Consider the following 21,141-nt stretch of genomic DNA (forward strand, 5'->3'; position numbering starts at 1 on the left):
CGCCGTCCGACGAGTATGTCAATAATTCTTGACATCGCCAAGATGTCAACATAACCTGACAGCATGCACGGCGAAGCTGACCATGACCAGAATCCGTCGGAGCCGAGCGGGGACGACCTCGCCGGCGCGGCGGCCGGTGACGATCCCGCCCGCGGGTTGGCCGCGGTGCGCGCACTGCGCACGCTGGCGGACCGGCTGGAAGACGTTCAGGTGGCCAATGCCCGCGCCAACGGATGGAGCTGGCAGGCGATCGCGGATGTCCTGCAGATCAGCCGCCAGGCCGTGCATCAGAAACATTCACACCGTGAGGCCCGCTGAGCGGGCCGGAAGGAGAGCCGATCATGTTTGATCGATTCCACCGAGAAGACCGTATGCTGCTGGCATTCGCCATGCAGGAAGCCGCCGACCTGGGACATTCCCGGCTCGGCAACGACCATCTCGTCCTGGGCATGCTGTGCAATGCCCGCAGCCCGCTGTTCGGGCTGCTCGGCGAGCAGGGCCTGACCCTGGACTCCGCGCGTGAGGTGGTCCGTGCCCATCACGACGAGAATCCTGAACCCGCCGACGACGCACAGTCGGACGGCGACACCGCCGCGCAGCGCTACGAGGAGGACCGGGAAGCGTTGCGCGGCATCGGGATCGACCTGGACAAGGTCCGTGCCGCGGTTCGTGACCGCTTCGGCGACGATCTTTCCGAGGGCTGGGCCGAGAGGTCGTCGCGACGTGATGGTCGCAGCCGCCGGCCCGGCGGTCCATGTGGCCCCGACGGTCACCACCGCGGTCATGGCCGTGGTCGTGGACACCGAGGCCGTGGCCGGGGTCCGTGGGGGCCTGAGGGTTTCGGCCCGGATGAGGGCGATCCACGGATGCGTGGACCATTCGGCGAGGGCGGCCCGTGGGAGCCGGGACGTGGCCGTCGTGGCCCGCGTGGCCGCGGGTCGCGACCGCGTTTCGCCCCGGAGACCCGTGATGCGCTGGGCGTCGCCGTCGAGATCGCGCGCGAGCGCGGCGATCATCGGCTGCGTCCCGAGTATCTGCTGATCGGGATCATCGACGTCGCCGACGATGCGTCGCGTGCGCTGATCGAGTCGGCCACCTCCACCGAGGCGCTTAAGGCGGCTGTGCTCGCGAGCCTGCCGGATACGCCCGCCGAGGTCTGATCACCGAGACGAGAACGGCCGGTCGACACGAAAAGTGTTGACCGGCCATTTCTTCGGCGTGTGCGACATCAGGACAGAACGAGTCCCACTGCCGTGGCGATCGCCCAGACCAGCATCGCGAGGCCGGTCGCGCCGATCGCCGGAATGAGTCCCGGACCGAGCGCGCCGGTCCGGACGGGCTGCTGGGCACGCACCACGAGCGGTGCGGCGAGCAGTCCGAGCAGCGGCCACGGTCCCACGGCGAGCAGGGCGATACTGATCACCAGGGGAGCGACGACCAGCGCGAGGAACAACCATCGGGTTCGTCGGTCGCCGAGTCGGACCGCCAGTGTGACCTTGCCGGAGTCGGTGTCGCCGGGAATGTCGCGAAGATTGTTGACGACCAGGACCGCCGACGAGAAGCAGCCGATCGCGATCGCGGAAGCGACTCCGGCCCAGTCGATTCGATCCGCGAGTACGTACTGCGTGCCGAGGACCGCGACGAGGCCGAAGAACACGAACACCGCGACCTCACCCAGTCCGGCGTAGCCGTACGGACGTTTGCCGCCGGTGTAGAACCAGGCCCCCGCGATACAGACCGCGCCGACGGCCACGAGCCACCAAGCAGTCGTTGCCGCCAGTACCAGTCCGCAGATCGCGGCGACGCCGAAGCAGCCGAAGGCCGCGCGCTTCACCGCGCCGGGCGAGGCGGCGCCCGAGCCGACGAGCCGCATCGGACCGACCCGGTCGTCGTCGGTCCCGCGGATGCCGTCCGAATAGTCGTTGGCGAAGTTCACGCCGATGATCAGCGCCAGCGCGACGGCCAGTGCGAGAACGAACTTCCACCAGTCGATGTCACCGAGACGAAGGGCCGCGCCCGTAGCGACGACGACGGGAGCTATCGCGTTGGGAAGTGTGCGTGGGCGTGCGCCCGAGATCCACTCTTTACCGGTTGCCACACCACGATCCTTGCATGGCGACAGATCGCGGGCCGCGGACTGTGGGATGCACCGCACCAAAAACCCGTGCGCGCGCACTCGTCATCCGTCCCGTGGCGCCCACCAGCAGCTTCATCGAATCAGCGAAAGGTGCTCCCGCACACAGTTACTCGGCAGGGCCCTCGTAAGGGTAAATGTGCGTGTGGTCGGTTGCGTGAATGCCTTTGCATCACGTAAATTCTGGGCTTGCCGGAGTTTATTTCCATGCATCTGGATCGGTGGGCCGGGTGCACATGTTGGGGAACATGCAGGACGCTCCGGGGGATACGGGAAATAACTCACCTGGGGGGCCTTGTGGCTGCACGTCGCTCGTACGCGCACGCAGAAGCAACTGATCCGCAGCACACGGATCATCGCGGACCGAACTCGGTCGCGCGCGGTCCGGTTGTGCGCGACACCGTCCGACGGCACCTCCGGGAGGCTGCCGACACTCCCTCGCGCGGCTGGATGGATCGTTATCTGGTCGGAATCGCGATCACCGACACCCTGGTGGTCGCCGGTGCGGTCTTCACCGCCCAGTTACTCCGTTTCGGTTCCGACGCGTCGACGTCGACCTTCGGCGGCGGCCTGCCGGTCACCGTCGTCTCGGTGTGCCTGGTCGTCGGCTGGCTCGCCTCGCTGCGTATCAACCAGACCCTCGACCGACGCATCATCGGTGCGGGCCCACGCGAATACAGCCGGATCGTCACGGCCTGCTTCTCGGTCTTCGGCCTGCTGGCGATCCTGGTTCTCGCTCTCCGGCTCGATGTCTCCCGCGGCTACTTCGCGATCGCATTGCCGCTGGGCACCGTCGCGCTCCTGCTGTCGCGCTGGGCGTGGCGCAAGCGGCTCATTCGTCAGCGCACTCGCGGTGCGAATCTCGAACGTGTGCTGGTGGTCGGTGAGTCGGCCAGCGTCGAACACCTCGTGGAACGTGTACGGCTCAGTCCCACACTGGGTTTCGACGTCATCGGTGCCTGCTTGCCGGTGGCCGAGGCGTCGCGGACCGAGAAGCTGTCGCTCATGACCGGTGGTGACGTACCCGTGTTCGGCGACTTCGACGACGTCGCGCTCGCGGTGTCGGCATCGGGAGCGACCACCGTTGCGGTGACATCGGCTCAGGCGCTCGGTCATCGCGCGATGCAGGATCTGTCGTGGGATCTGCAGGGGATGGACGTCGAGATGATGGTGTCGCCGGGCGTCACCGACGTCGCGGGACCGCGCATGATGCTGCGTCCCGTCGCCGGGCTGCCGCTGCTCCACATCGACAAGCCGAGTTATCAAGGGGCCATTCGTTTCTGGAAGGCCCTCGTCGACCGCGTGGGTGCCGCGCTCGCTCTCGCGGTCATCGCGCCGGTGCTCGCGGTCATCGCGATTGCCATCAAGATCGACACCCGCGGTCCGGTCTTCTATCGGGCCGAACGAGTGGGGCTCAACAACGAGACGTTCCCGATGTGGAAGTTCCGTTCGATGGTGCGCGACGCCGACAACCTCCGCGCCGGTCTGCATGATCGCAACGACGGCGCCGGCCTGCTCTTCAAGATGCACGATGATCCACGGATCACCCGGGTGGGCAAGGTGATTCGTGCCTACAGTCTCGATGAGTTGCCGCAGCTGTTCAACGTCGTGAACGGCACCATGAGTCTGGTCGGCCCGCGTCCGCCGCTGCCCGCCGAGGTGGAGAAGTACGACGGCCGGGTTTCGCGCCGCATGCTGGTCAAGCCCGGTATGACGGGCCTGTGGCAGGTCTCCGGTCGGTCCGACCTGCCGTGGGAGGAATCGGTTCGACTCGATCTGTCGTACGTGGAGAACTGGTCGGCCATGCAGGACGCCGTCATCCTGTGGCGCACGGTCCGCGCGGTGCTGTCCAAGGACGGCGCGTACTGACGCTGCCGCTCAGCCGTGGATGCCGAGCGCCCGAAGGGCGCGGCGGTCCACTTTGCCCGGACCGCGCACCGGCAACTGTGCGATCTCGATGAACTCCCGCGGTGCCGCATAGCGATCGAGACGCTCGATCACGAACTCCCGCAAGCGATCCGGCTGAATCACGCGGTCGGGTGCGGGCACCACGAAGGCCACGACGCGTTCGCCGAGCCGGTCGTCGGGCAACCCGACCACCGCACAGTCCGCGACAGTGGGGTCTTCGGCGAGCACCGCCTCCACGACCTGGGGGACGACTGTGAGGCCCCCGGTGGAGATCGCCTCGTCCGCACGTCCCACGATCGTCAGTGTTCCATCGTCGGACAGTCGCCCGAGATCGTCGGTGCGGAACCAGCCGGCATCGGCGAAGGCCGGATGATCGGGACGATTCCGATAGCCATGTGCCACAGTGGGTCCGCCGAGCAGAACACGCCCCGTACCGTCGGGCGACGGCTCCTCGATGCGCACCGTTACACCGGGCAGCGGCCGGCCGTCGTAGACGCATCCGCCGGCCGTCTCGCTCATGCCGTAGGTGCGGACGATGGGTACCCCGGCGTCGATCGCCCGGTGCTGGAGCGCCACCGGAGTGGCCGCCCCGCCGATGAGGAGTGCGTCGAGGCCGCGCAGCGCGCGGACGGCCTCCGGGCTGTCGAGGGCTTTGCGCAACTGCATCGGCACGAGCGAGGAGTACCGGCGGGGGCCGTCGAGGTCATCGGCGCCGCGGGCGAAGGCGACCGGATCGAAACCTTCACGGAGATCGATGACCGCCGGTGTGAATCCGGCGCCGAGAGCCCGCAGCAGCACCTGGATTCCGGCGATGTGATGCGGGGGCATGGCCAGCAGCCAGTTGCCCTCGCCGCCGAGGTGCTCGTGCGTCGCGCGGGCGGAGGCGAGCAGGGTGTCGGGAGTGTGCTGAGCGCCCTTCGGGGTTCCGGTCGTCCCGGAGGTGGACACCACAAGTGCCACCTCGCCGTCGATCGCGGAGCCCTCACCCAATGCGGCGCAAAGGTCGTATGCCGCAGACGGATCGGTGGGAACCGGTAGTGCGGCTTCGGCGCCCTTCAGGACGCCGAGTAGCCGGTCACGCGCGTCGAGCACGCTCGGGTCCGCCGGAAGTTCCAGCGCGCGAAGAACTTTCCGTTCTGCGTGCGTGGTCGGGCGGTTCAGGATTCGTCCTCGTCATCATCCCGCCGCGTCGACTCCGGTGGTGGGCCGAGTGGGTGAAGATCGAATGGCCAGCCCGCCGATTCGAGGTGCGTGCGCACGCGTGTCACATCGTCCTCATGCGGCAGTTCCTGCGTGACCTTGGTGATCTTCACCCCGGCGTCGATCTTCGAGATGACACCCGGAGTTTCGGGAGTCTCGGCGATCAGGTCGTCGGACACCCGACGGACCTCGTCCTCGGTCAGCTGTCGACGCAGCAGTGCGACCAGCGGAATGTAGTCGCCCTGGGGCACACCGTCGGGGTATCCGGCACGCAGCCAGTCCACGATCCGCGCAAGAAACTGTGGACGGTCCATCTCCCCATCATCCCCATATCTCCCCCGACGACCCCGCTACGACGGTCGTCCGTGGTCCGAGCGTCGCCATCGACCACGAAGACCTGCTGCAAGTGTATTCCTCATACGTCATGGCACGGGTCGTCTGAACCCGTGCCATTCCCGCTGACCTGCACGCTCGTGCGAGCGTACGAGTGACGTCCGCGCGGCGCCTCAGTGCGCGGCGGCCAGCGGCCAGCCCGCGACGGCGAGGCGGCCGGCCACCTGATTGATCTCCTCCGGAGTGGGCTCGCTGCGGGTGACCTCGGCGATGGCATCGCGGATCTGCTCTTCGGTGAGCGGGTTCTCGATGCCGTGCTCGCGGACCAGCGTCAGCGCCACCGTGGTGACCTCTTCCTCGTCCAGCACTCGGGTCAGGAGAGCCAGCAGGGGCGGGAATTCGGTGGGCGACACGCCTTCCGGATAGCCCTTGCGGATCCAGTTGACGGCCGACTCGAACAGATCGGAACTTGCCATGGAAGAAACGCCCTTTCGAAGCGGGACTGACCGTCGTCGGCTTACTTGTAACCGAAGGGGAAGAGCTTGATGTCGGTGTAGTAGTAGATCGTCTGCCGGGTGATCCACAGCAGACCGACCACGATGACCAGCGCGACGAACGCGAAGATGACGTAGCCCGCGGCGCGCGCCATCGGATTGCCCTGCGTGACAGTGCCATCCGCGTGCGTCTCGCTGTCACCCTGCGCGAAGAGCCGCAGCCCGGTGGCGAACAGTGCGGGCAGCCCGGCACCGAGCACCAGTCCGACGATCAAGACCTTGCCGATCGATTCGACGATGTCCATCTGAGGGTCCTTTCGGGGCGCCGGTCAGGCGACGGTGGTGGGGCCGGCGGTGGGGGTGCGGTCCTCGGGAACGACGACGGAGTGGGATTCCTCGTCCCATTCGGCATTGACGTTGCGCGAGTCGACCTTGTTCTGCTGTGCGCGCCAGTACATGTAGCCGGACGCCGCGACCAGGACCAGGAAGATCGCGATCGCGCCGCCGACGTTGCCGATGAGGTGGGCGAGCCAGAAGCAGAGAGCGCCGACGAGGCCCGCGGCGGGCAGCGTCGTCACCCACGCGACGACCATGCGGCCGGCGACGGCCCAGCGCACCTGCGCGCCGCGCTTGCCGACACCCGATCCGAGGATCGAGCCGGTCGCGACGTGCGTGGTGGACAGCGCCATGCCGGCGGCACTCGAGGTGAGGATGATCGCGGCCGACGACGCCTCGGCGGCCATGCCCTGCGGCGAGCTGATCTCGACGAGACCCTTGCCGAGGGTGCGGATGATGCGCCAGCCGCCCAGGTAGGTGCCGAGTGCGATGGCGCCTGCACAGGTGAACACGACCCAGAACGGCAGACCGTGGCTCACCGACGATGCGTCGAGGTGGCCGGTGGCGATCAGGGCCAGGGCGATGACACCCATGGTCTTCTGCGCGTCTCCAGTGCCGTGGGCGAGGGAGACCAGCGACGCGGTGGCGATCTGGCCGTAGCGGAAGCCGTCTTCCTTCTTGCGGTCGGCGATCTTGCGGGTGATCGCGTAGACCAGCCAGGTGCCGCAGGCGGCGACGAGGCAGGCGATCACCGGGGCGGCCAGCGCCGGGATGATGATCTTCGCGGAGATGCCCTCCCAGTTGATGCCGCCGGTGCCGATCGCGGCGAGGCCGGAGCCTATGAGGCCGCCGAAGAGTGCGTGCGACGAGCTGGACGGCAGGCCGAACAGCCAGGTGAAGAGATTCCACAGGATGCCGCCGATGAGACCGGCGAAGATGATCAGCAGGGCTTTGTTGGCATCGAGCCCGGCGACCAACTCGCCCTTGTTGTCACCGGTCGTCTCCTGGATCTTCAGGACGTCCTTGGTGATCGTCGCGGCGACTTCGACGGAGAGGAAGGCGCCGACGAGATTGAGGATTGCCGACAGACCGACGGCGATTTTTGGTTTGAGGGCACCGGTGGCGATGGAGGTCGCCATCGCGTTGCCGGTGTCGTGGAAGCCGTTGGTGAAGTCGAACCCGAGTGCTGTGATGACGAGCAGCACAAGGATCAGCATCTCTCCGCTCATGGAGATCATTCTGCGGCGTGAGGGGCCCGCGCACCTAAACAATCGGCGGGAACGATAAACCGCTGACCTGGGAAATCCCTGAGCGCGCCGACATGTTCATTTTCTGTTCATGTAACCGATGGCAAACGTCCATCGGACACCATCGAGCTGCCGGGTGTGCCAGGTCACTTGCGGCCCAGGACGAGGCTGCCGCACACATGGTTCTCTGTGGAAGAATCCGCCCATGACTTCGATGACGCTGGGCATGCCGATCAACTATGCGGGCGATTTCCGCGAGACCATCAACAATCTCGCCGACTTCGAGAAGGTGGGAGTCGAACGGATCGCGGTGCCCGAGGCCTACAGCTTCGATGCGGTGAGTCAGCTCGGCTACATCGCGGCGAAGACCGAGAAGATGGAACTGCAGACCGCGATTCTGCCGTTGTTCTCGCGCACCCCGTCGAACCTCGCGATGACCGCCGCCGGCCTCGACTACATCAGCGACGGCCGTTTCATTCTCGGCATCGGTGCGTCCGGCCCCCAGGTGATCGAAGGCTTCCACGGCGTCAAGTACGACTATCCGCTCGGCCGGGCCCGCGAGACCGCGGAGATCTGCCGCAAGGTCTGGCGCCGCGAGAAGACCGAATACCAGGGCAAGCACTACACCCTGCCGCTCACCAAGGAGGACGGCGGAAGCGGACTCGGCAAGCCGCTGAAGATCATCAACCATCCGGTCCGCGACAACATCCCGATGCTGCTGGCCGCCATCGGACCGAAGAACACCGAACTCGCCGCCGAACTGTTCGAGGAATTCCAGCCCTTCCTGTTCCATCCTGAGTATGTGGAGGCGGCCTTCGGTGAGGCGCTCGCCGCGGGCAAGGCCAAGCGTGATCCGTCGCTGCCGCCGCTGAAGATCGTCGTGCAGGCGGCCACGCTGATCTCCGACGATGCCGACGAGATCGAGAACGCCATGAACATGGTGCGTCACCACGCCGCGCTGTACATCGGCGGCATGGGCGCGCGCGGCAAGAACTTCTACAACGCGCTCGCGGTGCGCTACGGATACGCCGACGAGGCCAAGCTCATCCAGGATCTCTACCTCGACGGCAAGAAGGTCGAGGCCGCCGAGGCGGTGCCCGAGGATCTGGTGAGCGCGATGTCGCTGATCGGTCCGCGCTCACTGGTCGCCGAGCGCGTCAAGGCCTTCGAGGAAGCCGGAGTGGGCGTCATTCTCGCGTCACCGGCCGCGGGCACCCATGCCGAGCGCGTCGAGGACATGAGTGAACTCCGGGGGATCTTCGGAGGCTGAGCCATCCGCGTGCGAAAGATCCTGCGGGGACCGAGGTTCCGATCGGAGAGGACCCGCGCGGCGATACTCGTGATGGTCGTCGTGGTGGGGCTGGTCGCCGGGATCTTCGGTTATGTGGGCGACCGGGTGTTCGGTAACGCACCGTCGGATGCGCTCCGGCCGGTCGATGCGATCGTCGTCCTGGGCGGCGCTCATGACGGCCGGGAGATGTACGGCGTCGATCTGGCGCGCGCCGGTCTCGCCGACACCGTTGCGATCTCGAATCCCTACGGACCGAGGGACAAGAACACCGATGTCGACAAGGCCTGTGCCTCGTCCGATGCCCGGGTGAGGGTGATCTGCTTCGTACCTGATCCCGCGACGACCCTCGGGGAGGCGCAATGGGTCGAGGACATGGCGCAGCAGCATGGCTGGCGGGAGGTGATGGTGATCAGTTGGCGCTATCACCTGCCGCGGGCACGGTCGATCTTCGGGCACTGCGCACCCCGGGTCGACGGGGTATTCGTCGAGGTGCCGCGTGACTACCGCTATTCCGCACTGCGATGGACGCTCGAATACACGTATCAGACCTTCGCGTTCGCGAAGGCGGCGATCGTCGGATGCTGACCTTGACCTTCAGGTGACTCGAGACCGGGTGATGGCCGCATGACCGATTCCGAAGAACAGATGTCCATCGGCGACGGATCGCTACCGCCTGTCGACACGAACCGTGGCGCCCGCCGATAGCCAGACGAGCGCAGAAGTTGCCCTTTGACGCGCATACCGCGTCACAGGGCAACATCTGCTGACGTACACATCAGTGATCCTGGTTGTTGGCCCAGAAGTCGAGCAGCCACGCCTTTTCGGTCTCGGCGGCCCAGCTGCGCTCCGGCCCATCGGTTTCCGGGGGGAGTTCGCCGTGGTGGATCTCGCTGTGCAACTGCTCCATCCGGAGATCGAGGTCGTCGGCGGTACGAGCGGCCGTGGCCAGGTCGGTGACCAGTCGTTCGGGCACGGCGCCGTCGTACTTGTAGAAGATCTTGTGCTCCAGTGACGCCCAGAAATCCATGGCGATGGTGCGGATCTGGATTTCGACCGGGACCCGCACCGGTCCCGTGGAGAGGAAGACCGGGATCTCGACGATCGCGTGCAAACTCTTGTAGCCGTTGGGCTTCGGCTCGGCGATGTAGTCCTTGATCTCGATCACCGTGACGTCGTCCTGCGCGGTGAGGGTCTCGAGGACCCGGTAGGTGTCGGCGATGAAGCTGCAGGTGATGCGGATGCCCGCGATGTCGGTGATGCCGGCGCGGATGGCCTCCAGGCTCGGCTCCACCTTCTTGCGGGACACCTTGCGCACCAGGCTTTTCGGCGTCTTCACCCGTGACGTCACGTGTTCGATGGGGTTGTAGTGGTGTAGATGCAGGAACTCACTGCGGAGGATGGTGACCTTCGTCAGCAATTCGTCGACCGCGAACTGATACTCCATCATGAACCGCGTCAACTGATCGCGGATCTGGACGAATGCGGTGAGGGTGGCCGGGTCGATGTCGTCGATGGGGTTGCCGTTCATCAGTAGTAGTACGGGAAGGCATCCCAGTCGGGGTCGCGCTTCTCGAGGAACGCGTCGCGGCCCTCGACGGCCTCGTCGGTCATGTAGGCAAGGCGTGTGGCCTCCCCGGCGAAGACCTGCTGGCCCATCAGTCCGTCGTCGGTGAGGTTGAAGGCGAACTTCAGCATGCGTTGCGCGGTGGGCGATTTGCCGTTGATGGCACGTCCCCACTCGATGGCGGTGCGCTCCAGATCGGCGTGGTCGACGACGCGGTTCACCGCGCCCATCCGGTGCATCGTCTCGGCGTCGTAGGCCTCGCCGAGGAAGAAGATCTCGCGGGCGAACTTCTGACCGACCTGCTTGGCGAGGTAAGCGCTGCCGTAGCCGGCGTCGAAGGAGCCGACATCGGCGTCGGTCTGCTTGAACCGGGCATGTTCACGAGACGCCAGGGTCAGATCGCAGACGACGTGCAACGAGTGTCCGCCACCCGCGGCCCAGCCGTTGACCACGGCGATGACGACCTTGGGCATCGTCCGGATGAGTCGCTGCACCTCAAGGATGTGTAGTCGGCCGCCCTCGGCCTTGACGCGGGCCTCGTCGACGCCCGCCGCGTCGGCGGCACCCACATCGGAGTCGTGGGCGGTGGCGTACTGGTAGCCGGAACGTCCCCGGATGCGCTGATCGCCACCGCTGCAGAAGGCCCAGCCGCCGTCCTTCGGGCTCGGACCGTTGCCGGTGAGCAGGATGGTGCCGACGTCGGGGGAGCGGCGCGCGTGGTCGAGGGTCCGGTAGAGCTCATCGACGGTGTGCGGCCGGAACGCGTTTCGCACCTCGGGGCGGTCGAAGGCGATCCGGACGATGCCGTTCTCGCGGCCCGCTCCGACGTGCCGGTGATAGGTGATGTCGGTGAGATCGAAGCCGTCCACCGGTGCCCACTGGGTGGGGTCGAAGGGTCCGTCGGAGGCGGGCGAAGAGGTGTCGGCGGTCATGCTGACAGGTTATCGCGGGCCCGTGTGCACGAAAGGACGATGCCATTGACAGTGGTCAGAGTGGTGTCTGACCCGCACTTACAAGAATCGTTTGTCGATCGTTAACCGACGGTTGTCAATGAGGTTGCGATACGCAATTCTGTTTTTGTGAGCGTCTTCGTCATCGCGGCCATCATCGCCATCGTGTGGGGAACCCTGGCTGTCATCGTTGCGCTCGTCATCGGTTTCGGCGTCCGGCTTCGTGACCATCACGAACTTCCGCGCGTGGGAGTCGACGCGGGTCCCGCCGACGGGCACGCGTCGCGGAACTGAGTCCGGCCCGCAGCGGCGGATCCGCAGGTCGATAACGTTGGCTGTATGACCGATCGTTCCGATTCATCCATCGCCGACGCCGACTCTCGTGACGAAGGCGCCGCCGAGCCGCCACATGAGGGCGGGTTCCGGGCCACCACGGCGATCACGACCGAACGGGGCGGCCCACGCTACGGCGAACTCAACGAGCAGGTGCGCCTGCTCATGGATCGGTTCCGGTACGCCTGTCCCACCCCGGAGATGACCGATCGGCTCATCGAGCAATTGGCCTCGGTCAACGAGGAACTCGGCAGCGTCCGCATCGACGAATGGCATGCGCCCTCGGGCACCCGCGTCGACCTGCCGGCGCGCGGCAACATCACCCTGCCGCCGTACGAGGTCGTGCACGGCGATGCCGACGGCGTCGAGGCCACCGTCACCTTCCGCGACTTCCACCTCGGCGGCAACGGCGTCGCGCACGGCGGCCACGTGGCGGTCTGCTTCGACGATCTCGGCGGTTACGCGTCGGCCGTGGCCATCCATGGAGTCAGTCGCACCGCGTATCTGACGGTCCAGTATCGGTCGCTGACACCGTTGAACACGCCGCTGACCTGCCGCACGTGGGCCGACAGGATCGAGGGTCGGAAGGTGTTCATCAAGGGCACCCTGCACGACGGCGACCGTCTGTGCGCGGAGATGGACGCACTGTTCATCAAGCTCAATCCCGGCCAGGCCTGATCTCGATACGCGCGCTCGCTGCGCTCGCGGGCTACTCGATCAGCAGGATGGGCGCGCTCGCTGCGCTCGCGGGCTACCCGATCAACAGATGGGGCCGGTGGTGCATCTGCTGGTCGAGTAGCGACGCGCGAGCGTAGCGAGCACGCCGCGTATCGAGACCGACAGGCGCGACCCTGACAATGACCGATGTCGACGTTGGGTTATCCTCGGCCGATGACGACATCGCGCACGTTGATCCCCGCCTACGTGCTGGGCGGCAACCGGATTCCGTTCGCCCGCTCGAACGGCAAGTACCTGGGCGAGACCAATCAGACGATGCTGACGGCCGCACTCAACGGCCTGGTGGAGCGTTTCGGATTGCAGGGCGAACACCTCGGGGAGGTGGCCGGTGGCGCCGTCGTGAAACTGGCTCGCGACCACAGCCTCACCCGCGAGGCCCTGCTCGACACCGAACTGTCGCGGGCGACACCGACGGCGGACATCCAGCAGCAGTGCGCCACGGGTGGTCAGACCATCGTGCACATCGCGAACAAGATCTCCTGTGGGCAGATCGAATCCGGAGTCGCCTGCGGCGCCGACACCACGTCCGACCCGCCGATCGGCTTCGGACCGCGCCTGCGTGACCGGCTGGTGCGCATCAACGCCGCGAAGTCGACCGTGGACCGGCTGCGTCAGGCGGCCCAGATCCCGTTGTCGCTCGACTTCGACATCCCGAGCCCGGCCGAACGTCGCACGTCGCTGGTTCCCGGTGCGGCCCAGGCGATCACCGGTGAGAAGTGGGGGATCGGTCGTGCCGAGCAGGACGTCATCGCGCTGAACTCGCACCGCAATCTCGCGGCGGCGTACGACCGTGGCTTCTTCGACGATCTGGTGACTCCGTTCGCCGGGCTCGCGGAGGACGACAACATGCGCCGTGACATCTCCGCGGAGCGGTTGGCCACGCTGAAGCCGTGCTTCGGTGGACCGGACGGCACCATGACCGCCGCCAATTCCACGACGCTCACCGACGGTGCCTCCTCGGTGCTGCTGGGTACCGAGGAGTGGGCGAGGCAGCGGGATCTGACGCCGCTGGCGCGCATCGTCGACGCCCAGAGTTGGGGTGTCGACTACGTCGACGGTGATCCGAAGACCCAGGGTGTCCTGATGGCGCCGGTGTACGCGGTCAACGAATTGTTGCGCCGCAACGACATCGGACTCGGCGACTTCGACTTCTACGAGATCCACGAGGCATTCGCCTCGCAGGTGCTCTCCACACTCACCGCGTGGGACGACGCGGAATTCTGCCGGGCACACCTGGATCGGCCGGAGCCGCTGGGGACCATCGATCGCGATCGCCTGAACGTCACCGGCGGCTCGCTGGCCACCGGCCATCCCTTCGGCGCCACCGGCGGCCGCATCGTCGCAACGGTCGCGAAGCTGCTGGCGGACAAGGGAACCGGGCGGGCGCTCGTCTCGATCTGCGCGGGCAGCGGTATGTCCGTGGCGATGATCCTCGAAGCGGCCTGAGAGCCGAGTCGGTTGGCGTGTCAACAATCTGGGTGGAGTGCTGCCCGGACGTAACCCGCGGTCTGGTACACGTACGACTTCACCCAATAACCGGCCGATAGGTCTGCCGGACTTTCCTGCATGATCAACTCACCGGGGAAACACTGCTGCAGAATATAACGCGCGCGAGAGATGTGTGGGCGGAACGTCACCACGATCACCGTGCGCCAGTGATTCCGCACGGCCAAGTCCCGAAGCTCCATTGCCTCGCCTTTTGTGGTGGGTGGGTTAGGTACGAAGCAATTGATTGAGAAGGGGTAGCGTCGCCGAGTGCAAAGATCGGTGAGCCACGAGTCCTCGGCCCCGGCCGGATTCGACATGACCAGGTGGTCGGCATAGCCGGCAAGCGCGAGTTCGAGGCCAAGGGGATAACGCTCGTAGCCGTTGCCGCCGAGCACCAGAATGGCATCGGCCTTCCGCAGACGGTCGGTCTGTGGTAGCCCGTACACCGGGAGTCCGGCCACGATGACTGCGACCAGCGCCACGACGATGAGTGCAAGGCCGGTACGGTGGCGCCGCCACCGGGGGCGGCGAAGCGAAGGCGCTCCCGTGTCGGTCATCGGTCACCGATCGTCGGCTCGACGACGCCACCGATCTGCCGAATCCTGCTGCACGAGTTCATCCCCCATTCGCGGGCGGCGACCGATATCTGTGTTGTCACCACAACGGTTCCCTGTGCAGATTTCAGGGCGAGCCGGCAGCCGGAATCGTTGCCCGGCTTGCGGAAGATGACTCCCGGTCGCCGGTTGATGTCCACGCCGATTCGTCTGCCGACATTGGCATCCCGGGTCTCTTCGAAGGTCAGAGACGAGGTGGTAAGGAACACCGATATGTCGGTTGACGTGAACGAGCAGCTCGCGGTGTCGGGCGCGGTTACCTCGACTCGGGTGCGGGAGAAGGGATTCAAGCCCACGGACCGGAGGGCATCGTCGCCGACGGTGGTGCACGGGTCAAAGATGCTGGTGACCGATGCTGTTTCAGGCGTCACCGCGGTAGTGTCGGTGCCGCATGCCGAGAGCACAAGTCCGGCGAGCAGCACGCGCACGACACCCCGGACCGAAATACCAGTCATTCCTTGGCCCGTTCGGCCCGTCGGGTACGCATGATCACGCGCGAAATGCGACCTTCGACACTCTGCCGCAGTGGATGGAGTCGCACGAACAGTCGGGGCGCCACAGTTACCGCAGCAACGATGCCGAGAGATCGGACCGTGCGCCGCTGAGTGAGTGCCGCACGGGCCGATTGCCGTGCGAGGTCGATATCGCCCGCTAGCAATGCGCTCCGGGCGCGTCGGATTTCCTGGTGATAGCGCAATGTACGGACGGTCCGCGCGGCAGCCTCTCGGTGCGCCGGGTCGGTGGACTCCTCGGCCGATAGGTCGAATGCTCTGATGAGTTGGCGTTCAAACGTTTCCACCGAATCGGAGTCCCGGGACAGCGAGTCGTCGCGCAGGCGATATCGGGCAAGACGATCGGGTACCAGCCGAACATCGAAATGTTGTGTCAACCGGCACCAGATGATCACCGACTCGTCGACGTCGTCGATATCGGGCTGGTAGCCGCCGACGTCGTTCCACGCGGCACGCCGGATCGCCGCCGTGTAATACGGGACCCGCCCGTCAAGTACATCTGAAAAGGTCAGTGGCACGGCAGGATCGGCAACTGACCGGATGCCCACGGAACGCATGTATCCGCCCAGCAAATCACGTTCGTCCGATCCGCTGAAACGGAAAGCGTCGACGCCGACCGCATCGATACCGGGATCGGCGTCGAGCAGTGCGCCGACGACCTCACAGAACCGCGCCATGAGTTGATCGTCGCTGTCCAGGACGCACACGTACTGCCCGGTGGCCGCTTCCGCCGCCGCGGTCACGCCGCCGCGATACCCCTTGTTCTCCTGACGGATCAGACTGATTCGCGAATCCCGGGCTTGGAACCTTCGGACGACATCGGCCACCGCGTCGGCAGGCTCGTTGTCGACGACGATCATCTCCCAGTCCGGACACGTCTGTGCGAGTACCGATTCGATGGTGGCGGGTAGGTACTCTTCGGACCGGTACGCGGTCGTCAGAAAGCTGAATCGAGGTGTCACCAGCCGATACCTCGGTATCCGTCGCGTCCGCGGAGGTTTGTCGCGTTGGGCAGGCGGACCAGGTCGAGGACGAGCGGTCCGGGAGCCAGTGAGTCGATGACGGCGGCGACCTCCGGAGCGCGGGATCCGACGACGAACACCTCCGCGTGCTCGACGACCGCATCGATGTCGTCGGTGAGAAGATCTCGGATATGGGGCAGGCGTGTCTCGATATATGTCCGATTGGCGCCGATGAGCCGGGACAGGGCGACGTTGGGGTCGTAAACCTGAATGGAGTAGCCCTTGCCGATCAGACGCTCGACGAGATCGACCATTGGACTCTCCCGGAGATCGTCGGTGCCGGCCTTGAAGGACAGACCGAATACGCCGATCTTCCGTCTCGGCTGGGCAACCACCACGTCCACCGCGCGACGCAGATGGGTCTCGTTGGACACCAAGAGGTTACCGAGCAATGGAATCTCGATGTCGTGATGCCGTGCTACATGAACGAAGGCCCGCAAGTCCTTTGGTAGGCAGGATCCGCCGAACGCGAATCCGGGGCGCAGGTATGCGGGGCTGATGTTGAGTTTGTGATCGGCGAGGAAGATGTCCATGATCTGGTGCGAGTCGAGTCCGAGTGCGGCGCCCACCACGCCGACCTCGTTGGCAAAACCGACCTTGAGCGCGTGGAAGCTGTTGTCGACGTACTTGGTCATTTCGGCCACCGGGATCGATACCTGGAATTTCTCTCCGGGCAATCCGGCGTACAGCTCGACCACCTGACGCCCTGAACGGCTGTCCGATTCCCCGACAACGGTTTTCGGTGGGTCCCGGAAGTCTCTGACACTCGTCCCCTCGCGGAGGAACTCCGGGTTCACGCACACCCCGAAGTCCACGCCGGCGCGTTTGCCCGACGCCTTTTCGAGGAGCGGGATCAGGATGTCGGAGCATGTCCCGGGCAGCATCGTGCTGCGATAGACCACCACGTGCCACGAATCCTTGGTGGCCAGCGCGACCGCGATGTCCTCGGTAACGCGTTCCAGGTACTCGGTGGACAGCGATCCGCTCGATCCGGTGGATGGGGTCCCGACGCAGACGATCGAGATATCGGTTCGGTGGACCGCTGCGGTCGGGTCGTCACTCACCGTGAGACGTCCGGCCAGGACCTGCTCGGCAGTCAGTTCGCCGATGAGTTCCTCGACTACGGGCGACGTGCCGTCGCGCAAGAATTGGGTCTTCTCGGGATTCGAGTCGACCCCGATCACCAGGTGACCGCGATCGGCGAAGCACGCCGCCGAGACGCAGCCGACGTACCCGAGGCCGAACACGCTGAGCGCGGGTAACGGAACCGGTTTGGAGACAAGGGCATTCGATGATGCGCCACCCGAACCCGAGGATTCCGAGGCGGCATGTCCAGTATCTGACGCCACTACAGCCATGTGTTGTTGTGCCCCCACTGTCCGCACCACGTGAAGTCACATGCCGGGAAGGTCCCCCCGTCCCTGCATCCGCGAATCGGACGGTGTCTCAGTGCACCGTGGTACGACTCGACACAACTTTCGCGTCTCGCGTGATGTCGATAGTGACTATAAGTGTGTCTTCGCCTTTGCGCCAGTGGATCTCGATCTCGTTGTCCTTCAAGTGGAGGATGAGTCCGGTGGGGCCACCGGGGCCTGGTGACGTGTCGACCACCGTGGCTACGGCCAAGGGCATAGGTGCACGCATGTGGACACCGACCAAGTCGGCCGGCACCGGATGTTCGAGCCTGCGTGACCACCACCCCAAGTGGTTTTCGTGGTCGCCTCGTATCACATCGACGTGGTGGTCCGCGGTGGCCGTGGTGAGCATCCGGACGGTGGTGTCGGCGCAGCGAGCGACCAATGCGTCGTCGTGGATCTCGGTTCTGACGTCCGGGGCCATCGGCCACGACAGTGATACATCGTGGGTTCCGCTGCCGGTGAACATGTCGACCACCAGAATGTGCGACTCGTCAGGTGGGGCCACCAGCCACCGTCGGTGGCGCACAGGTTGTGCGAAACGCGTATATCCGTCGTGGTCGGCATCGACGACTCCCGTGCCGATGCCGACGCCGCGCACCGTCACCGCTGCCTGTCGCCCCCACAGGAACGGCCCGGCGATGTCCGACTGATCGCAGCCGTCGACGGTTGCGGTGGCGTGGGTTCGGGTTCCCCTGTGCGCGCGGCGTAGGCCCGGATTGCCGTAATAGCTTCCCGCGCCGGGGTCCCCGATGATGTCGTGGCCGTCGACCGCGAGGGTGACCGCGAGGGCGTCGGCGTGACCGTGTGCGGCGATCGACAAGAAGCCCAGCGGACCGACGTCCATGATGACCCGACGGCCGCCCGAGCGGAACACGACCAGCCCGCCGTCGGGCGCATGGCGGGCCGCCGGAACCGGTACCGCCGACGTCATCGACGGGTTCGTGCGGGGGCCGGCGAGCCACGCGGCCGTCAGGGATTCCTCGCCGTGGGCGCGTAACCGGTCGTCGCCGATGGCAGCGCCGACGATGCCGAGGTGCTCGACGACGGTGCGGACGGGCTCGGGCCCGAGACGGAGTGCGAATCCTTCGTCGTCGTCACCGTGGCGAGGCGCAGGGTCGCCGTCGCCGACCAGATCGGCCAGGTGATGAGCGCCCCGCCGGGCCGCTTCGACGAGTCGCTCGGGTCTGGTACCGGTCTGCATCTCAATCAATCTGGCCACCAGGATCAGCAGCTCCGCGGTGAAAATCTGATACCCGACGGCTTGTTCGGCGCCCATGCCGTCGGGCAGGATCTGGGCGTCGCCGTGTCGCTCCAGGGTGCGAACCGCATTGCGTAGATACATTGGCGCCGAAGGGATTTCGGGAAACAGCAGTGCGGTTGTGGCGAGTCCGGCCATCTCGCCGATCAGATGATTGTTGGCCGAGCTGAACAGTGAGCGATTCTCCCAGCATCGCCGTGCGGACTCGGCCAGCATCGCGGTGACGGCCGCGAAGCGGTCGGGGGTGAGTGCGGAGCTGTCGCGCACTCCTGCGACGGCGATCGCCACCGAGATCGCGCGAATGCCCACCTCGAATGCGCCGCGCCACGCTATCCCGGTGCCCGGCGGATTCTGTGCCAGCCACGAATCGAGTTGGACGCCAAGCGCGTTCGAATAGACATCGTCACCGGAGAGCAGCCACGCCTCGGCGAGAACCGGTAGATGCTGCAAGCGGTTGAGTTCCCAAATCCACTTCACATCGCCGGCGGCCGTACGATGATCGATCCGGTGCGAGGGTGTCCTCGGCCAGTGCACATTCGCGATCGGGTCGTGGTTCCAGTCGACGGGTGCGGCCAGGAGCACCGAGGGGTATCCGAGGTACGCGACCCGAAGGCGGACTGCGTCATCGGCGGCGTCGAGCAGCGCGGCCGCGGCATCGGGGTGGTCATCGGCGATCTGCCGTGCCCGGGTCCGGTCGAGCAGGACCGGCCTGCCGGAGCCCGAGCGGAACGCAGGCAGGGCGTCGGCATCGAGGCTGGGCGCCGGGTGCCGGGCGCGACGGATCGGTGCGGCGACGATCTGCCCTGCGCGCCAGCCGACCTCGGGTATCGACATCGATCGGAGACGTCGGGCATACCACGCGGTCTGCGACATCTGTTCTCCTCCGGTCGCCTGCGCATTGCTCGCGCCGGGAGCTGCCATCTGCCACGATGGTCGATGTTGCACATCGAAGGAGGGGCGATGGCGCCGGGGGGCGGATTGCAGGATCTCAAGCACCGTATCCGACGGACGCATCCGTTGCGCCCGCTCATGGTCCGTGAACTTGCGCGACATGCGAACGCGGGCCCGTCCGAGCTTCGCGAGTATCAGGAGCGGCGGCTGCGCCGCATGGTGCGACATGTCGCACGGCGCTCGCCGTACTACCGTGACTGGTTCCGTTCGACCGGGGTGAATCCACGTGATATACGGACCCTCGACGACCTGTCGATCCTTCCGCTGATCGGAAAGGCGGAGCTGTCGGCCGACGCCGACCGTTTTCGTGTCTATCCTCGCGCTGCGACGTGGCCTGCGCGGTCGAGCGGTACCTCGGGTACCGCGATCACGGTATATCGCACGCCCGGCTCGTCGGTGTATGAACAGGCGGCTCTGTCAAGGCAGTGGAGCTGGTTCGGTCTGCCTGCAGACGCTCGTCGGGTGGTGTTGCGCGGTAGTCATCCCGGGCCGGACGGCGGCCCGGCAGTAGTGGCCTTACCGGGAAACCATCAACTGACCGTATCCAGTTACCATCTGACAGCGGCTGCGCTGGACGAAATCGCCTCCGCGATAAGGAACTTCGAACCGCATGCGATCGAGGGCTGGCCGTCGAGCATCGCGCTGCTGGCCGCTCTGCTGCGGGATGCGGGCGAGCGGATCCCGGTGTCGGGGATCATCACATCATCGGAGGTGATGAGTCCGGGACAGAGGCAAGTGATGCGAGATGTGTTCGCCGGCCCGATCATCGATCACTATGGCCAGACCGAGCGGGTCGCGCTGGCCGGCAGTTGTGAGCACGGCGGTTTCCATGTGTTCTCCGATTACGGAATCGTCGAACAGTTGCCGGTGCCCGGCTCGCCGGGACGTCGGGAGATCGTCGGTACGCCGTTGCACAACTGGGGGTTTCCCCTCCTGCGGTACCGCACCGGTGACGAGGTGGCCGCTGAGCGTCAAGACGCCACGGGGTGCCCGTGTGGCCGCGGTTTCGAAACCCTGGGGCCGATCGACGGACGTATAGAGGACTCGTTCGTCACCGCCGATGGACGCCCGCTCCCGCTTCCGTCCACTGCCGTCGACGATCTTCGTGGACTGCGGGAGGTGCAGATCGCGCAACTGGCACCCGGCCGCTTCGAAGTGCGGGTCGTGCCGGGGTCCGGCTTCAACGAGGACACGACGTCGGCCCAGGTGATCGGCAACGTGGAGCGGTACTTCGGGCCCGGGCAGGAGGTGCATCTGCGTGTGATGGACCGGATACCCCGCCCGGCGAGCGGAAAACTGAAGACTGCCGTCGTCGAGGGCTCAGGGTGACCCACGAGGGCCGGGCCCAGC

The 21,141-nt window shown here is 66.0% G+C and carries 21 protein-coding genes and 1 pseudogene; 9 read left to right on the forward strand and 13 right to left on the reverse strand.

Annotated elements, in window-relative coordinates:
* Nucleotides 1-63: 63 nt before the first annotated feature.
* Both AC4JJG_RS11420 and AC4JJG_RS11425 read left to right on the forward strand, forming a co-directional pair.
* Nucleotides 64-335: pseudogene (locus AC4JJG_RS11420) on the forward strand (helix-turn-helix domain-containing protein); the annotation flags it as partial.
* 6 nt (nt 336-341) lie between these two features.
* Nucleotides 342-1,160, forward strand: coding sequence for an ATP-dependent Clp protease ATP-binding subunit (locus tag AC4JJG_RS11425; RefSeq protein ID WP_495401388.1), 819 nt, complete (start codon nt 342-344; stop codon nt 1,158-1,160).
* Between the two features lie 68 nt (nt 1,161-1,228).
* Here the strand turns inward: AC4JJG_RS11425 and AC4JJG_RS11430 are convergent, their stop codons facing one another.
* Complete coding sequence (locus AC4JJG_RS11430) at nt 1,229-2,098, reverse strand: 1,4-dihydroxy-2-naphthoate polyprenyltransferase (RefSeq protein WP_495401304.1); 870 nt, start codon at nt 2,096-2,098, stop codon at nt 1,229-1,231.
* Nucleotides 2,099-2,584: 486 nt separating this feature from the next.
* Here AC4JJG_RS11430 and AC4JJG_RS11435 point away from each other — a divergent pair, with 486 nt between their 5' ends.
* Nucleotides 2,585-4,003 (forward strand): sugar transferase, encoded by a 1,419-nt coding sequence (locus tag AC4JJG_RS11435; protein WP_495401389.1) that lies wholly within the window; start codon nt 2,585-2,587, stop codon nt 4,001-4,003.
* Between the two features lie 9 nt (nt 4,004-4,012).
* On the opposite strand, the gene menE is transcribed toward AC4JJG_RS11435, so the two are convergent.
* The 5 genes from menE to AC4JJG_RS11460 form a co-directional block, all read right to left on the reverse strand.
* On the reverse strand, nt 4,013-5,134 hold the full coding sequence (gene menE / locus AC4JJG_RS11440; RefSeq protein WP_495401305.1) for an o-succinylbenzoate--CoA ligase: 1,122 nt from the start codon (nt 5,132-5,134) through the stop codon (nt 4,013-4,015).
* A 65-nt stretch (nt 5,135-5,199) separates the two neighbouring features.
* Nucleotides 5,200-5,556, reverse strand: coding sequence for a DUF3349 domain-containing protein (locus tag AC4JJG_RS11445; protein ID WP_495401306.1), 357 nt, complete (start codon nt 5,554-5,556; stop codon nt 5,200-5,202).
* 192 nt (nt 5,557-5,748) lie between these two features.
* A complete protein-coding gene (locus AC4JJG_RS11450) occupies nt 5,749-6,051 on the reverse strand; it encodes a DUF3349 domain-containing protein (protein ID WP_495401307.1) in 303 nt (100 codons plus the stop codon).
* Between the two features lie 41 nt (nt 6,052-6,092).
* The gene (locus AC4JJG_RS11455; protein ID WP_495401308.1) at nt 6,093-6,374 is read right to left on the reverse strand and encodes a hypothetical protein; all 282 of its coding nucleotides are present in this window, start codon (nt 6,372-6,374) and stop codon (nt 6,093-6,095) included.
* A 24-nt stretch (nt 6,375-6,398) separates the two neighbouring features.
* Nucleotides 6,399-7,634 carry an inorganic phosphate transporter gene (locus tag AC4JJG_RS11460; RefSeq protein ID WP_495401309.1) on the reverse strand — a complete coding sequence of 412 codons (1,236 nt, stop codon included), beginning with the start codon at nt 7,632-7,634 and terminating at the stop codon, nt 6,399-6,401.
* A 223-nt stretch (nt 7,635-7,857) separates the two neighbouring features.
* On the opposite strand from AC4JJG_RS11460, the gene AC4JJG_RS11465 reads away from it, so the two are divergent.
* Nucleotides 7,858-8,922: an LLM class F420-dependent oxidoreductase gene (locus AC4JJG_RS11465; protein ID WP_495401310.1), complete on the forward strand. Its 1,065-nt coding sequence runs from the start codon at nt 7,858-7,860 to the stop codon at nt 8,920-8,922.
* Between the two features lie 9 nt (nt 8,923-8,931).
* A complete protein-coding gene (locus AC4JJG_RS11470; RefSeq protein WP_495401311.1) occupies nt 8,932-9,528 on the forward strand; it encodes a YdcF family protein in 597 nt (198 codons plus the stop codon).
* 190 nt (nt 9,529-9,718) lie between these two features.
* On the opposite strand, the gene AC4JJG_RS11475 is transcribed toward AC4JJG_RS11470, so the two are convergent.
* Entirely contained in the window at nt 9,719-10,471 is a 753-nt protein-coding gene (locus AC4JJG_RS11475) for a GTP pyrophosphokinase (RefSeq protein WP_495401312.1), read from the reverse strand.
* A complete protein-coding gene (locus tag AC4JJG_RS11480; RefSeq protein ID WP_495401313.1) occupies nt 10,471-11,439 on the reverse strand; it encodes a 1,4-dihydroxy-2-naphthoyl-CoA synthase in 969 nt (322 codons plus the stop codon). Before AC4JJG_RS11480 ends, AC4JJG_RS11475 begins: the two co-directional genes overlap by 1 nt.
* A gap of 147 nt (nt 11,440-11,586) precedes the next feature.
* On the opposite strand from AC4JJG_RS11480, the gene AC4JJG_RS11485 reads away from it, so the two are divergent.
* The 3 genes from AC4JJG_RS11485 (at nt 11,587) to AC4JJG_RS11495 (ending at nt 13,974) form a co-directional block, all read left to right on the forward strand.
* A complete protein-coding gene (locus AC4JJG_RS11485; protein ID WP_495401314.1) occupies nt 11,587-11,751 on the forward strand; it encodes a hypothetical protein in 165 nt (54 codons plus the stop codon).
* Nucleotides 11,752-11,796: 45 nt separating this feature from the next.
* Complete coding sequence (locus AC4JJG_RS11490) at nt 11,797-12,468, forward strand: PaaI family thioesterase (RefSeq protein ID WP_495401315.1); 672 nt, start codon at nt 11,797-11,799, stop codon at nt 12,466-12,468.
* 213 nt (nt 12,469-12,681) lie between these two features.
* Nucleotides 12,682-13,974, forward strand: a complete 1,293-nt coding sequence (locus AC4JJG_RS11495) for an acetyl-CoA C-acetyltransferase (RefSeq protein WP_495401316.1) — start codon at nt 12,682-12,684, stop codon at nt 13,972-13,974.
* A gap of 20 nt (nt 13,975-13,994) precedes the next feature.
* On the opposite strand, the gene AC4JJG_RS11500 is transcribed toward AC4JJG_RS11495, so the two are convergent.
* The 5 genes from AC4JJG_RS11500 to AC4JJG_RS11520 form a co-directional block, all read right to left on the reverse strand.
* Nucleotides 13,995-14,498 carry a YdcF family protein gene (locus AC4JJG_RS11500; RefSeq protein WP_495401317.1) on the reverse strand — a complete coding sequence of 168 codons (504 nt, stop codon included), beginning with the start codon at nt 14,496-14,498 and terminating at the stop codon, nt 13,995-13,997.
* A gap of 71 nt (nt 14,499-14,569) precedes the next feature.
* Nucleotides 14,570-15,085, reverse strand: a complete 516-nt coding sequence (locus AC4JJG_RS11505) for a DUF3558 domain-containing protein (RefSeq protein WP_495405769.1) — start codon at nt 15,083-15,085, stop codon at nt 14,570-14,572.
* On the reverse strand, nt 15,082-16,104 hold the full coding sequence (locus AC4JJG_RS11510; RefSeq protein ID WP_495401319.1) for a glycosyltransferase family 2 protein: 1,023 nt from the start codon (nt 16,102-16,104) through the stop codon (nt 15,082-15,084). Before AC4JJG_RS11510 ends, AC4JJG_RS11505 begins: the two co-directional genes overlap by 4 nt.
* On the reverse strand, nt 16,101-17,411 hold the full coding sequence (locus AC4JJG_RS11515; RefSeq protein ID WP_495401320.1) for a nucleotide sugar dehydrogenase: 1,311 nt from the start codon (nt 17,409-17,411) through the stop codon (nt 16,101-16,103). The genes AC4JJG_RS11510 and AC4JJG_RS11515 overlap by 4 nt, the downstream gene beginning before the upstream one ends.
* A gap of 199 nt (nt 17,412-17,610) precedes the next feature.
* Complete coding sequence (locus AC4JJG_RS11520; protein ID WP_495401321.1) at nt 17,611-19,761, reverse strand: heparinase II/III family protein; 2,151 nt, start codon at nt 19,759-19,761, stop codon at nt 17,611-17,613.
* A 39-nt stretch (nt 19,762-19,800) separates the two neighbouring features.
* Here AC4JJG_RS11520 and AC4JJG_RS11525 point away from each other — a divergent pair, with 39 nt between their 5' ends.
* Nucleotides 19,801-21,120: a phenylacetate--CoA ligase family protein gene (locus tag AC4JJG_RS11525; RefSeq protein WP_495401322.1), complete on the forward strand. Its 1,320-nt coding sequence runs from the start codon at nt 19,801-19,803 to the stop codon at nt 21,118-21,120.
* The last annotated feature ends 21 nt before the right edge of the window (nt 21,121-21,141 follow it).

Source organism: Gordonia sp. B8661-1, from assembly GCF_059427765.1.

Coding starts and splice junctions, on each gene's coding strand:
- AC4JJG_RS11425 (WP_495401388.1), top strand. CDS start 342: ATGTTTGATCGATTCCACCGAGAAGACCGTATGCTGCTGGCATTCGCC.
- AC4JJG_RS11435 (WP_495401389.1), top strand. CDS start 2,585: ATGGATCGTTATCTGGTCGGAATCGCGATCACCGACACCCTGGTGGTC.
- AC4JJG_RS11445 (WP_495401306.1), bottom strand. CDS start 5,556: ATGGACCGTCCACAGTTTCTTGCGCGGATCGTGGACTGGCTGCGTGCC.
- AC4JJG_RS11450 (WP_495401307.1), bottom strand. CDS start 6,051: ATGGCAAGTTCCGATCTGTTCGAGTCGGCCGTCAACTGGATCCGCAAG.
- AC4JJG_RS11455 (WP_495401308.1), bottom strand. CDS start 6,374: ATGGACATCGTCGAATCGATCGGCAAGGTCTTGATCGTCGGACTGGTG.
- AC4JJG_RS11460 (WP_495401309.1), bottom strand. CDS start 7,634: ATGAGCGGAGAGATGCTGATCCTTGTGCTGCTCGTCATCACAGCACTC.
- AC4JJG_RS11465 (WP_495401310.1), top strand. CDS start 7,858: ATGACTTCGATGACGCTGGGCATGCCGATCAACTATGCGGGCGATTTC.
- AC4JJG_RS11475 (WP_495401312.1), bottom strand. CDS start 10,471: ATGAACGGCAACCCCATCGACGACATCGACCCGGCCACCCTCACCGCA.
- AC4JJG_RS11480 (WP_495401313.1), bottom strand. CDS start 11,439: ATGACCGCCGACACCTCTTCGCCCGCCTCCGACGGACCCTTCGACCCC.
- AC4JJG_RS11490 (WP_495401315.1), top strand. CDS start 11,797: ATGACCGATCGTTCCGATTCATCCATCGCCGACGCCGACTCTCGTGAC.
- AC4JJG_RS11495 (WP_495401316.1), top strand. CDS start 12,682: ATGACGACATCGCGCACGTTGATCCCCGCCTACGTGCTGGGCGGCAAC.
- AC4JJG_RS11505 (WP_495405769.1), bottom strand. CDS start 15,085: ATGACTGGTATTTCGGTCCGGGGTGTCGTGCGCGTGCTGCTCGCCGGA.
- AC4JJG_RS11520 (WP_495401321.1), bottom strand. CDS start 19,761: ATGGCAGCTCCCGGCGCGAGCAATGCGCAGGCGACCGGAGGAGAACAG.
- AC4JJG_RS11525 (WP_495401322.1), top strand. CDS start 19,801: ATGGCGCCGGGGGGCGGATTGCAGGATCTCAAGCACCGTATCCGACGG.